At 63.7% G+C, this 13534-nt stretch carries 8 protein-coding genes and 2 rRNA genes; all 10 read right to left on the bottom strand.

The annotated features are described in order from the left end of the window. Positions 1–68 precede the first annotated feature (68 nt). Positions 69–3181, bottom strand: a 23S ribosomal RNA gene (locus AC1DXJ_RS00445). Between the two features lie 352 nt (positions 3182–3533). Continuing rightward, positions 3534–5059 (bottom strand): 16S ribosomal RNA (locus AC1DXJ_RS00440). The 16S and 23S rRNA genes sit together here, the layout of an rRNA operon. Positions 5060–5751: 692 nt before the next feature. Continuing rightward, a complete protein-coding gene (gene tyrS, locus AC1DXJ_RS00435; protein WP_477636300.1) occupies positions 5752–7014 on the bottom strand; it encodes a tyrosine--tRNA ligase in 1263 nt (420 codons plus the stop codon). Between the two features lie 63 nt (positions 7015–7077). Next, entirely contained in the window at positions 7078–7740 is a 663-nt protein-coding gene (locus AC1DXJ_RS00430; RefSeq protein ID WP_477636125.1) for a DNA-3-methyladenine glycosylase, read from the bottom strand. Next, complete coding sequence (locus AC1DXJ_RS00425) at positions 7704–8456, bottom strand: succinate dehydrogenase/fumarate reductase iron-sulfur subunit (RefSeq protein WP_477612671.1); 753 nt, start codon at positions 8454–8456, stop codon at positions 7704–7706. Before AC1DXJ_RS00425 ends, AC1DXJ_RS00430 begins: the two co-directional genes overlap by 37 nt. Further along, complete coding sequence (locus AC1DXJ_RS00420; RefSeq protein ID WP_477636124.1) at positions 8453–10375, bottom strand: fumarate reductase/succinate dehydrogenase flavoprotein subunit; 1923 nt, start codon at positions 10373–10375, stop codon at positions 8453–8455. The genes AC1DXJ_RS00425 and AC1DXJ_RS00420 overlap by 4 nt, the downstream gene beginning before the upstream one ends. 10 nt (positions 10376–10385) lie before the next feature. Then, on the bottom strand, positions 10386–11201 hold the full coding sequence (locus AC1DXJ_RS00415) for a hypothetical protein (protein ID WP_477632029.1): 816 nt from the start codon (positions 11199–11201) through the stop codon (positions 10386–10388). A gap of 1 nt (position 11202) precedes the next feature. After that, positions 11203–11493: a hypothetical protein gene (locus tag AC1DXJ_RS00410; RefSeq protein ID WP_477612668.1), complete on the bottom strand. Its 291-nt coding sequence runs from the start codon at positions 11491–11493 to the stop codon at positions 11203–11205. 104 nt (positions 11494–11597) lie between these two features. Further along, on the bottom strand, positions 11598–13025 hold the full coding sequence (gene argH, locus AC1DXJ_RS00405) for an argininosuccinate lyase (protein WP_477632028.1): 1428 nt from the start codon (positions 13023–13025) through the stop codon (positions 11598–11600). Beyond that, positions 13022–13534 (bottom strand): arginine repressor, encoded by a 513-nt coding sequence (locus tag AC1DXJ_RS00400; protein ID WP_477624721.1) that lies wholly within the window; start codon positions 13532–13534, stop codon positions 13022–13024. The genes argH and AC1DXJ_RS00400 overlap by 4 nt, the downstream gene beginning before the upstream one ends.

Here is a 13534-nt window from a genome sequence, read left to right as displayed (position 1 = left end):
GATATCAATCAGTGGTTCAGTTTCCCGACCGTATCTCGGGAACCACACAGTGGACGCGTAGCATCTTTGTAATCAAGTTATCGGCTTATTAGTACCAGTCAGCTACATGCATTACTGCACTTCCACGTCTGGCCTATCAACCCAGTAGTCTAGCTGGGAGCCTCTCGGACCTAAGTCCATGGAAACCTCATCTTGAAGCACGCTTCCCGCTTAGATGCTTTCAGCGGTTATCGTTTCCGAACGTAGCTAATCAGCCGTGCTCTTGGCAGAACAACTGACACACCAGAGGTTCGTCCATCCCGGTCCTCTCGTACTAGGGATAGCCCTTCTCAAGTTTCCTACGCGCACAGCGGATAGGGACCGAACTGTCTCACGACGTTCTAAACCCAGCTCGCGTACCGCTTTAATGGGCGAACAGCCCAACCCTTGGGACCTACTCCAGCCCCAGGATGCGACGAGCCGACATCGAGGTGCCAAACCATGCCGTCGATATGGACTCTTGGGCAAGATCAGCCTGTTATCCCCGGGGTACCTTTTATCCGTTGAGCGACGGCGCTTCCACAAGCCACCGCCGGATCACTAGTCCCGACTTTCGTCCCTGCTCGACATGCCTGTCTCACAGTCAAGCTCCCTTGTGCACTTACACTCAAAACCTGATTGCCAACCAGGCTGAGGGAACCTTTGGGCGCCTCCGTTACCTTTTAGGAGGCAACCGCCCCAGTTAAACTACCCACCAGGCACTGTCCCTGATCCGGATCACGGACCGAGGTTAGATATCCAGAACGACCAGAGTGGTATTTCAACGTTGACTCCACCGACACTGGCGTGCCGGCTTCAAAGTCTCCCACCTATCCTACACAAGCCGTACCGAACACCAATACCAAGCTGTAGTAAAGGTCCCGGGGTCTTTCCGTCCTGCTGCGCGTAACGAGCATCTTTACTCGTAGTGCAATTTCGCCGAGTTCGTGGTTGAGACAGTGGAGAAGTCGTTACGCCATTCGTGCAGGTCGGAACTTACCCGACAAGGAATTTCGCTACCTTAGGATGGTTATAGTTACCACCGCCGTTTACTGGGGCTTAAATTCTGAGCTTCGTCCCGAAGAACTAACCCGTCCTCTTAACCTTCCAGCACCGGGCAGGCGTCAGTCCGTATACATCGTCTTGCGACTTCGCACGGACCTGTGTTTTTAGTAAACAGTCGCTTCTCCCTGGTCTCTGCGGCCGATCACGCTCGGGCAGCAAGTGCCGTCACGATCAGGGCCCCCCTTCTCCCGAAGTTACGGGGGTATTTTGCCGAGTTCCTTAACCACGATTCACTCGATCGCCTTGGTATTCTCTACCTATCCACCTGAGTCGGTTTGGGGTACGGGCGGCTCGAACCTCGCTAGAAGATTTTCTTGGCAGCATAGGATCACTGATTTCACCCATACGGGTTACCCATCAGGTCTCAGGATATGTGTGAGACGGATTTGCCTATCTCACTCCCTACACCCTTAGACGTGGACTACCATCGCCACGCTCAGCTACCTTCCTGCGTCTCTCCATCGCTTGACTAGTACTAGATCGGGTCGCGCGCTCCACTCGAATCAGTCCGAAGACGTCATCGAGCTTCAGGCGCTTAGCATCACTAGGTTCGTCATGGGCGGTTCTTCGCCGGTTCCGGAATATCAACCGGATGTCCATCGACTACGCCTGTCGGCCTCGCCTTAGGTCCCGACTTACCCAGGGCAGATTAGCTTGACCCTGGAACCCTTGGATATTCGGCGGACGGGTTTCTCGCCCGTCATTCGCTACTCATGCCTGCATTCTCACTCGTGTGGCCTCCACGGCTGGATCACTCCGCCGCTTCCCTGGCCACACGACGCTCCCCTACCCATCAACACGCTTGGACCGTGGATCCTCAGATGTCACGGCCGGGCAAAGTGTCAATGCCACAGCTTCGGTGGTGTGCTTGAGCCCCGCTACATTGTCGGCGCGGAATCACTTGACCAGTGAGCTATTACGCACTCTTTAAAGGGTGGCTGCTTCTAAGCCAACCTCCTGGTTGTCAATGCAACTCCACATCCTTTCCCACTTAGCACACGCTTAGGGACCTTAGATGGTGGTCTGGGCTGTTTCCCTCTCGACTACGGAGCTTATCCCCCGCAGTCTCACTGCCACGCTCTCACTTACCGGCATTCGGAGTTTGGCTAACGTCAGTAACCTGGTGAGGCCCATTAGCTATCCAGTAGCTCTACCTCCGGTAAGAAACACGTGACGCTGCACCTAAATGCATTTCGGGGAGAACCAGCTATCACGGAGTTTGATTGGCCTTTCACCCCTACCCACAGCTCATCCCCTCAGTTTTCAACCTAAGTGGGTTCGGTCCTCCACGACGTCTTACCGTCGCTTCAACCTGGCCATGGGTAGATCACTCCGCTTCGGGTCTAGACCCAGCGACTAAATCGCCCTATTCGGACTCGCTTTCGCTACGGCTTCCCCACACGGGTTAACCTCGCCACTGAGCACTAACTCGCAGGCTCATTCTTCAAAAGGCACGCTGTCACCCCACAAGGAGGCTCCAACGGATTGTAGGCAAACGGTTTCAGGATCTATTTCACTCCCCTCCCGGGGTACTTTTCACCTTTCCCTCACGGTACTTGTCCGCTATCGGTCACCAGGGAATATTTAGGCTTAGCGGGTGGTCCCGCCAGATTCACACGGGATTTCTCGGGCCCCGTGCTACTTGGGATACTTCTCTGGAGTGCACATCATTTCGTCTACGGGGGTCGCACCCTCTGTGCCGGGCCTTTCAATGCCCTTCGACTATAACGCGCATTTTTGACTCCATGTCAGAATGTCAGTACTGACTGAAAAGTCCCACGACCCCGACCATGCAACGCCTGACAGCTATCACACATGATCGGTTTAGCCTGTTCCGCTTTCGCTCGCCACTACTCACGGAATCGCGGTTGCTTTCTCTTCCTGTGGGTACTGAGATGTTTCACTTCCCCACGTTCCCTCTACCCGCCCTATGTGTTCAGGCGGGAGTGACTGGACTTGCCTCCAGCCGGGTTTCCCCATTCGGAAATCCTCGGATCACAGTCTGGTTATCGACTCCCCGAGGCTTATCGCAGATTCCTACGTCCTTCTTCGGTTCCTGGTGCCAAGGCATCCACCGTTTGCCCTTATAAACTTGAGTTTACAAAGATGCTCGCGTCCACTGTGTAGTTCTCAAGGTACGGGCGGCCCCTTCCCCGTGTCGGTGCCTACCGCAGTGTGTCTGTTCAACAGCACCGTGCGGTGGTTCATCCGTGGGAAGGGTCCTGGCCGATCTACCGGCCTGAGGTTCAAGCTTTCGCCCGAAGCCCTCAGGACCCAACAACGTGTCAGGCGCCGGCACCCTCTCGATCGCGTTCCCAGTCCGAAGACCTGTACTTGCTTGCGAGTTGATGTCAGCGCCAAATAATCGATGTTCCACCCTTGAGCTCCTGGTGTAGGACGTACGCCTACAGACCAGGCTCTGGATCGCTTTCGCGACCAGTGCTCCTTAGAAAGGAGGTGATCCAGCCGCACCTTCCGGTACGGCTACCTTGTTACGACTTAGTCCCAATCGCCAGTCCCACCTTCGACGGCTCCCCCTCAAAGAGTTGGGCCACCGGCTTCGGGTGTTACCGACTTTCGTGACTTGACGGGCGGTGTGTACAAGGCCCGGGAACGTATTCACCGCAGCGTTGCTGATCTGCGATTACTAGCGACTCCGACTTCATGGGGTCGAGTTGCAGACCCCAATCCGAACTGAGACCGGTTTTTTGGGATTCGCTCCACCTCGCGGTTTCGCAGCCCTTTGTACCGGCCATTGTAGCATGCGTGAAGCCCAAGACATAAGGGGCATGATGATTTGACGTCATCCCCACCTTCCTCCGAGTTGACCCCGGCAGTCTCCTATGAGTCCCCACCATTACGTGCTGGCAACATAGAACGAGGGTTGCGCTCGTTGCGGGACTTAACCCAACATCTCACGACACGAGCTGACGACAACCATGCACCACCTGTATGCGAGTGTCCAAAGAGTTCTGCATCTCTGCAGCGTTCTCGCATATGTCAAGCCTTGGTAAGGTTCTTCGCGTTGCATCGAATTAATCCGCATGCTCCGCCGCTTGTGCGGGCCCCCGTCAATTCCTTTGAGTTTTAGCCTTGCGGCCGTACTCCCCAGGCGGGGAACTTAATGCGTTAGCTGCGGCACGGATCTCGTGGAATGAGACCCACACCTAGTTCCCAACGTTTACGGCATGGACTACCAGGGTATCTAATCCTGTTCGCTCCCCATGCTTTCGCTTCTCAGCGTCAGTAGTGGCCCAGAGACCTGCCTTCGCCATCGGTGTTCCTCCTGATATCTGCGCATTTCACCGCTACACCAGGAATTCCAGTCTCCCCTACCACACTCTAGTCTGCCCGTACCCACTGCAAGTCCGGGGTTGAGCCCCGGATTTTCACAGCAGACGCGACAAACCGCCTACAAGCTCTTTACGCCCAATAATTCCGGACAACGCTCGCACCCTACGTATTACCGCGGCTGCTGGCACGTAGTTAGCCGGTGCTTCTTCTGCAGGTACCGTCACTTTCGCTTCTTCCCTGCTGAAAGAGGTTTACAACCCGAAGGCCGTCATCCCTCACGCGGCGTCGCTGCATCAGGCTTTCGCCCATTGTGCAATATTCCCCACTGCTGCCTCCCGTAGGAGTCTGGGCCGTGTCTCAGTCCCAGTGTGGCCGGTCGCCCTCTCAGGCCGGCTACCCGTCGTCGCCTTGGTGAGCCATTACCTCACCAACAAGCTGATAGGCCGCGAGTCCATCCCAGACCGAAAAACTTTCCAGACGATAGCCATGCAGCTTCGTCTCGTATCCGGTATTAGCTCCGGTTTCCCGGGGTTATTCCAGAGTCTGGGGCAGGTTACTCACGTGTTACTCACCCGTTCGCCACTGATCAGGTAGGAGCAAGCTCCCACCGTCACCGTTCGACTTGCATGTGTTAAGCACGCCGCCAGCGTTCGTCCTGAGCCAGGATCAAACTCTCCATTGATGTTTAGCTCGTGGTCCGAAGACCACGAAACTGCTACCCAAGAAGGGTTGTTTCACTGACTGAGCAAGAACAACTAGCTATTGCTAGAAATTCATTGTCAACCAAAGGATTTTCGTTCGACGTGACTGCATCCCCAAGCCGTAGGCCTGGTTCGCTGCCACCTCGAGACGAGGTAATTGGCATCGATTTTTGACACGCTGTTGAGTTCTCAAGGTTCGGACGCGCACCATCGACTGACCTTTCGGTCTGTCTCCGGGGCAACCCTTCAAAGTTACTCGCATCGCTCTTGGGCGTCAAATCCTTGCGCTTCCAGCAGGAAGCGGTGGATCGAGCGCGCTTGGCTCTCCGCGAGGTGTCCCACTCTAGCAGGCTGTCTCTGTTTCCAGAAACTCGCTGTCCGGCGTCCGACTGCCCTTTCAGGCGGTGCGGATGCCCTCCGGCGAAGCGCTTGCTTTGCGGCGGGGCGCCCACTGTAGCAGTCTCTCGACCCGCTCCTGACCACCCTTGCGGGCGCTCCGAAGCGTCCTGGTTTCCCAGTTGCCGTTCGGTGGGGTCTGCCCCGGGACCGGCCTACTTCGCGTGAACTCTCGTTCACCGCGGTGGTGTCCGTTCCTCCCTGTCGGGCTGACGTCGAGAACAGTAGACGGCGCCTGCTGCAAAACACAAATCCGCTGGTCAGCGGCCTGTGGGCCTCAGGAACGCCGTCGCCCTGCGGCCAGGGACTTGCGGCCCCGGCGGAGCAGCGCCACCCGCCCGTGCAGGAAGTCGGACTCCTGCAGCACCTGCTCCGGGTCAACCAGCTTGACGTTGTTCAGCGAGGCGCCGCCGTCACCGATCGCCCGGCGGGCTGCGTTTCGGGAGTCCACCAGTCCCACCGCCACGAGGGCGTCGGTGACCGACGTCCCCACGGCCACCTCTCCCCCGGGCAGCTCGCCGGTCGCGTCGACGAGGGTCTGCTCATCGAGCGCCGACACGTCCCCCTTGCCGAACAGCGCCTCGGAGGCAGCCTGCACAGCGGCCGTCGCCGCCGCTCCGTGGACGAGCGTCGTCACATCGGCCGCCAGGGCCTTCTGCGCCTCACGCAGGAACGGCTTCTCCGCCAGCGACTTCTCGAGCTCCGCGATCTGAGGGGCCGACCTGTCGGTGAAGACCTTGAGCAGCGTGACCACCGAGGCGTCCTCGGTGTTGATCCAGTACTGGTAGAAGGCGTAGGGGCTGGTCATCTCGGGGGACAGCCAGATGGCGTTGCCCTCGCTCTTGCCGAACTTGTTGCCGGCGGCATCCRTGAGCAGGGGCGTCGTCAGCAGGTGCACCGACTCGCCCTCCACCCGGTGGATGAGGTCGGACCCCGCGGTGAGGTTGCCCCACTGGTCCTGCCCACCGGTCTGCAGCGTGCAGCCGTAGTCGCGGAACAGCTGGAGGTAGTCCAGGCCCTGCAGCAGCTGGTAGCTGAACTCGGTGTAGGAGATCCCCTCCTCGGAGTTCAGCCGGGCCGCCACCGCGTCCTTCTTCACCATCTGGTTGACCCGGAAGTGCTTCCCGATGTCACGCAGGAAGTCCAGGGCCGACATCGGGGCGGTCCAGTCGAGGTTGTTGACGAAGATCGCGGGGTTGTCGCCCTCGACGGACAGGAAGGGACGCACCTGCCGCTCGATGTTCGCCACCCACTCGGCAGTCTGCTCCTTCGTCTTGAGGACGCGTTCGGACGAGGGTCGGGGGTCCCCGATCAGCCCGGTCGACCCACCGACGAGACAGATGACCCGGTGTCCTGCTCGCTGCAGGTGTCGCATCACCACCAGCTGGACGAGGTTTCCGAAGTGCAGTGACGGTGCGGTGGGGTCGAAGCCGCAGTACGCCGTGATCGGCCCGTCGGCGAGGGCGTCGCGCAGCGCGGACTCGTCGGTGGTCTGGGCCACCAGTCCCCGCCACTGCAGCTCGTCGAGGATGTTGCTCACGGTGGGTCGCTCCTTCGCGTCGCACGACGTGCCGCGCTGTCGCGGCACGTCGCACAGCCTGCCCTATGCACTGTTCCTGCGTGCACGGGCCGTGGTCGATCGATCCCGTGCCGGTCGGTACGCCGAGACGGTGGGGTCACCGTCCAGCCAGAACCGCCAGGGGTATGCCGCGTCGTCACCCCCTGCTCCCGACACCCCGACGCGGGGACCGGACCGGACGGGGTAGTCGCGCGCGCCGCGGACCGGACCCTCCAGCGTGACGGGGCCACGCGGCATACAGGCGTCGAGGCCGGACTGCTCGCCGCTCAGGGCGAGGGTCGTCGCGAGACGAGCCGGACCCCTCGCCCAGTCGCGACGCGCCACCCCGACGCGTCTGGAAGCCGCGAGGTCCTCGCCTGCCACCACCTCACCGGCGCGCAGGAGCACTGCGCTGGCCTTCCCGTTCGGTCCGCACACGATGTTCGCGCACCAGTGCATGCCGTAGGTGAAGTAGACGTACAGGTGGCCGGCCGGGCCGAACATCACCTCCGTGCGCGGGGTCGGCCCACGAAAGGCGTGCGACCCGGGGTCGGACTCCCCGGCATACGCCTCGACCTCGGTGAGTCGCACGGTGACCCCCGCGTGCGTGATCGTGGCCCCGAGCAGGGCCGGAGCCACGTCGAGGACGTCGCCGGCGAAGAACGCGCGGGTCAGGCGCCGCGACGACGGATCTTGTTGCCCAGCCACACGACGGGATCGTAGTGGCGGTCGACGACACGCTCCTTGAGTGGGATGAGCGCGTTGTCGGTGATCTTGATGTGTTCGGGGCAGACCTCGGTGCAGCACTTGGTGATGTTGCAGTAGCCGAGCCCGTGCTCCTCCTTGGCCGCCGGACGGCGGTCTGCCGTGTCGAGCGGGTGCATGTCGAGCTCCGCGACCCGCATCAGGAAGCGCGGGCCCGCGAAGTTCGTCTTGTTGTCCTCGTGGTCGCGCACCACGTGGCAGACGTCCTGGCAGAGGAAGCACTCGATGCACTTGCGGAACTCCTGGCTGCGCTCCACGTCGACCTGCTGCATGCGGTACTCGCCGGGCTGCAGGTCCGCGGGTGGGGAGAACGCCTGCACCTCACGCGCCTTCTGGTAGTTGAAGGACACGTCGGTCACCAGGTCGCGCATCACCGGAAAGGTCCGCAGCGGCGTCACCGTGATGGTCTGGTCCTCCGTGAACGTGCTCATCCGGGTCATGCACAGCAGTCGCGGCATGCCGTTGATCTCGGCGCTGCACGACCCGCACTTGCCGGCCTTGCAGTTCCAGCGCACCGCGAGGTCTGGCGTCTGGGTCGCCTGGAGCCGGTGGATGATGTCGAGGACGACCTCACCCTCGTTCACCTCGACCGCGTAGTCCTCGAGGCCACCGCCGCCGGCATCGCCCCGCCACACCCTGAACTTGGCCTCGTAGCTCATGACTGGTCACTCCCCTGCGCACTGTGGGCACCGCCCGCGTCGAGGCGGGACAGTTCGGGTTCGGTGAGGTACTTGGACAGCTCGGTGCGCTCGAAGAGCTCGAGCAGGTCCTGGCGGATCTCGGGCACCGGCTGCCGCTTGAGCTGCACGCCGCCGGACTCGTCGAGCGTGCAGATCAGGTTGACCCCTCGCCACTGCGGGTCCATGGCCGGGAAGTCCTCGCGGGTGTGTCCACCGCGGGACTCGGTGCGCTCCAGTGCCGCGAGGGCGACGCAGCGGCACACCGCGAGCATGTTGCGGAGGTCGACTGCGAGGTGCCATCCGGGGTTGAACTGCCGATGGCCTTCCACCCCAACGGATTTGGCGCGCTCGTCAAGGTCGTCAAGCATGTCTAGGGCCTCGCGGACCTCACCCTCACGCCGGATGATCCCGACGAGGTCGTTCATCTTCTGCTGGAGCTCCTGGTGGAGCGTGTAGGGATTCTCCGAGGCCTCCCGGAACGGCGCCAGTGCCGTCTCGGCGGCCTGGTCGACGTCAGTGTCGCGGATGGCGGGACGTGAGTTCCCCAGTGCACCAACGTATTCCGCCGCGCCAACACCCGCCCGGCGGCCGAAGACGAGCAGGTCCGACAGGCTGTTTCCGCCGAGGCGGTTGGAACYGTGCATGCCCCCAGCAACCTCGCCCGCGGCATACAGTCCGGGCACGCTGGTGGCCGCGGTGTCGGCGTCGACCTCGACGCCGCCCATGACGTAGTGGCACGTGGGGCCGACCTCCATGGGCTCGGCCGTGATGTCGACGTCGGCCAGCTCCTTGAACTGGTGGTGCATCGACGGGAGCCGGCGGCGGATCTCCTCGGCGGGCAGACGCGTGGACACGTCCAGGAAGACGCCACCATGGGGTGAGCTGCGCCCCTCCTTGACCTCGTTGTTGATGGCGCGGGCAACCTCGTCCCGGGGCAGCAGCTCTGGGGGTCGCTTGTTGTTCTCGGGGTCCTTGTACCAGCGGTCCGCCTCCTCCTCAGTGTCGGCGTACTGGCCACGGAAGACGTCGGGGACGTAGTCGAACATGAAGCGCTTCCCCTCGGAGTTGCGCAGCACTCCGCCGTCGCCGCGCACCGACTCGGTGACGAGGATGCCCTTGACCGAAGGCGGCCAGACCATGCCCGTGGGGTGGAACTGGATGAACTCCATGTTGACGAGCGAGGCGCCGGCGCGCAGGGCCAGCGCGTGGCCGTCGCCGGTGTACTCCCACGAGTTGCTGGTGACCTTGAAGGACTTGCCGATACCCCCCGTGGCGAGGATGACGGCCGGCGCAGAGAACAGCACGAAGCGGCCTGACTCGCGCCAGTAGCCGAACGCACCCGAGACGGCGCCGTCCTCGCCCTTGAGGATGTCGCTGATGGTGAGCTCGGCAAAGACCCGGAGCCGGCTCTCGTAGTCGCCGGTCTCGCGGTGGTCCTCCTGCTGGAGGCTGACGATCTTCTGCTGGAGGGTGCGGATCAGCTCGAGGCCGGTGCGGTCGCCGACGTGCGCGAGCCGGGGGTACTCGTGGCCCCCGAAGTTGCGCTGGCTGATCTTGCCGTCGGGAGTGCGGTCGAAGAGTGCGCCGTAGGTCTCGAGCTCCCACACCCTCATGGGGGCTTCCTTGGCGTGGAGCTCGGCCATCCGCGGGTTGTTGAGGAACTTGCCGCCACGCATCGTGTCGCGGAAGTGGGTCTCCCAGTTGTCCTTCGCGTTGGCGTTGCCCATCGACGCCGCGATGCCGCCCTCGGCCATGACCGTGTGCGCCTTGCCGAACAGGCTCTTGCAGATCACAGCGGTCCGCAGCCCCTGCTCGCGAGCCTCGATCGCCGCCCGCAGCCCGGCACCGCCGGCTCCGATGACGATGACGTCGTACTCGTGGCGTTCGAGGTCGGTCACAGGCGGTCCCTTAGTTGATGAGGCGGAGGTCGGAGATCGAGCCGGAAGCCACCAGCGCGATGTAGGCGTCGGTGACGACGAGGCTGCCGAGGGTCACCCAGGCGTAGGTCATGTGGCGGGCGTTGAGCTTGCCCACCAGGCCCCACGCCTTGTAGCGCAACGGGTGCTTGCTGAAGTGGTTGAGCCGCCCGCCCACGATGTTGCGACAGGAGTGGCAACCCAGCGTGTAGCACCACAGGAGCACGACGTTGGCCAGCAGGATCAGTGTGCCCAGACCCAGCCCGAAGCCGCCGTCCCTGCCGCGGAACGCGTGAAGCACGTCGTAGGTGTTGATGAGCGAGATCACCACGGCGGCGTAGAAGAAGTAGCGGTGCAGGTTCTGCATGATGAGCGGGAACCGGGTCTCCCCGGAGTAGGCTTGGTGCGCCTCGGGAACCGCACACGCGGGGGGGCTCACCCAGAACGAGCGGTAGTAGGCCTTGCGGTAGTAGTAGCAGGTCAGCCGGAAGAGCAGCAGGAACGGCAGCGTGAGCGCGGCGAACGGGATGAGCGCGGGCCACTCGCCGAAGGGCGTGCCGAAGTGGGTCGAGCCCGGGACGCACGAGGTGGACAGGCAGGGCGAGTAGAACGGCGTGAGGTAGCCGTAGTCGGCGACGAAGTAGTCCTTCTGGAGGCTCGCGCGAACCAGGCCATAGAGGAGCCAGGCCGTGAAGCAGACGAAGGTGACGAACGGCTGGAGCCACCAGCGGTCCTCGCGCAGCGTGCGAGCCGCGATGCGGGCCCGGCCTGGTGCATGAACGCCTCCGCTGAAGGGGACGTAGGCCACCTCAGTGGTCCCTGGAGGGGCCGACGCCCTCGTCCTCGGCGTCGGACCACAGGGAGGGGTCGTACTCCTCGTCCGTGATGAAGACGATCTCGCCCGGGCCTCCGGCGCGGTCCTGGGAGCCCACTCCGGCACCTCGGGCCACGAGGTCGACGTCGTCGGCAAGGCGCACGACGTCGTCGCGCAGCCGCTGGATGTCGATGGTGTTGCCGAGCTCCTTGGAGAGCGCGGTCACCGCCCGTCGGAGCCCGGCCACGTGTCCCGCAGCCGCCGTGAGGTCGTCGCTGACGCCCATGACACCTTCCCTTCGCAAGGAGGATGCGGATCGCCTGTGACCCGCGTCACGAACCTATCGCGTGGCTCCCGAGATTTCTCGGAAGCCGGCCGACGGGTATGCCGTCAGCGCACCACGATGGGCACGCTGGCCCACGCACGGGCAGCGTTGACCGCCTCCACGACCCGGTTCCGCTGCTCCGCGACCCGCTCCGGTGCGGTGCCTCCCTTGGCGTTGCGGGAGGCCAGCGAGCCTTCGACGGACAGGACGCTGCGAACTCCCGGCGTCAGGTGCTCCGAGACCTCCGCCAGGTCGGCGTCGGTCAGGTCCCACAGCTCGATCCCCCGGTCCTCGCAGACCCGGACGCACGCGCCGGCGACCTCGTGGGCCACCCGGAACGGCACTCCCTCACGGACCAGCCACTCGGCGATGTCGGTGGCCAGCGAGAAGCCCTGCGGCGCCAGCGAGGCGAGCCGGTCGGTGTCGAACACCATCGTCGCCACCATCCCGCTGAACGCCGGCAGGAGGACCTCGAGGGTGTCGACGGCGTCGAACACCGGCTCCTTGTCCTCCTGGAGGTCGCGGTTGTAGGCCAGCGGCAACGCCTTGAGGGTGGTCATCAGGCCGGTCAGGTCGCCGACGAGGCGACCAGCCTTACCGCGCGCCAGCTCGGCGACATCGGGGTTCTTCTTCTGCGGCATGATGCTCGACCCGGTCGAGTAGGCGTCGTCGAGCCTGACGAAGGAGAACTCCTTGGTCGCCCAGATCACCACCTCCTCGGCGAGCCGCGAGATGTCGACCGCGGTCATCGCGGCGACGAAGGCGAACTCGGCGACGAAGTCCCTGGAGGCGGTGCCGTCGATGGAGTTCTCGACCGATGTGGTGAACCCGAGGTCTGCGGCGACCGCCTCGGGGTCGAGGCCGAGCGAGGAGCCAGCGAGCGCGCCGGAGCCGTATGGCGAGACCGCAGCCCGCGCGTCCCAGTCCTGGAGCCGCTGGACATCGCGCAACAGGGCCCAGGCGTGGGCGAGCAGGTGGTGTGCGAGCAGGACCGGCTGGGCGTGCTGCAGGTGAGTGCGCCCCGGCATCGGCACGTCGGCGTTCCTGGTGGACTGGTCGACGAGGGCGTCGACGACGTCGAGCACCAACGCCGCCACCGACCGGGCGTGGTCGCGCAGGTACATCCGGAACAGGGTGGCCACCTGGTCGTTCCGGGACCGGCCGGCGCGCAGCCGTCCACCGACGTCGGCTCCCGCCCGGTCGAGCAGGCCGCGTTCGAGGGCGGTGTGCACGTCCTCGTCGTCCTCGGCCGGCAGGAACGCCCCGGAGCGCACGTCGTCGGCCAGCTGGGCCAGCCCCGCGAGCATGGCGTCGAGGCCGTCATCGTCGAGCAGGCCCGCGGAGTGCAGCACCCGGGCGTGGGCTCGTGACCCGGCGATATCGTACTGCGCGAGCCGCCAGTCGAAGTGGGTGGACTTGCTGAGCGCGGCCAGCGCATCGGCCGGCCCTCCCGCAAAGCGTCCGCCCCAGAGGCTGACCTTCTCCTCGCTCACTCGTTCTCCTCCGTGTGGGGGGTGGCCTGGCCGAGGAGGTCGGTAGCAACCTTGCGGCTGGCCGCGGTCCCGGTGGTGATGACCATGATGGTGTCGTCACCGGCGATGGTGCCCAGCACCCCCGCCAGTGCCGCGTGGTCGATGGCCGAGGCGAGGTAGTTCGCCGCCCCCGGAGGAGTGCGCAGCACGACGAGGTTGTGCGACGGCTCGGCCGTCACGAGCAGCTCCTCGCACACCCGCCGTAGTCGGGCGGTGAGCTGGGTGCGGTCGGGCGCCGGACGAGCGGTGCGGTCGCCACCCTCCCCCGGCACGGCATAGACGAGCGTGCGTCCGGAGCGGACCTTGACGGCCCCGAGCTCCAGGAGGTCACGCGACAAGGTGGCCTGGGTGACGTCGATCCCGTCGTCGGCGAGCAGGTCGAGCAGCTCGTTCTGCGACCGGACCTCGGTGCGCCCGAGGATGGTCACGATCCGTTGCTGGCGACCGGTCCGGGTGGCAGCGAGGCTCAT

Source organism: Pedococcus sp. P2_D9 (genome assembly GCF_056404275.1).
This window is presented reverse-complemented; position numbering and strand designations above follow the sequence as displayed.

Coding starts and splice junctions, on each gene's coding strand:
- AC1DXJ_RS00425 (WP_477612671.1), bottom strand. CDS start 8,456: ATGAGCTACGAGGCCAAGTTCAGGGTGTGGCGGGGCGATGCCGGCGGC.
- AC1DXJ_RS00410 (WP_477612668.1), bottom strand. CDS start 11,493: ATGGGCGTCAGCGACGACCTCACGGCGGCTGCGGGACACGTGGCCGGG.
- AC1DXJ_RS00400 (WP_477624721.1), bottom strand. CDS start 13,534: ATGAGCCTCGCTGCCACCCGGACCGGTCGCCAGCAACGGATCGTGACC.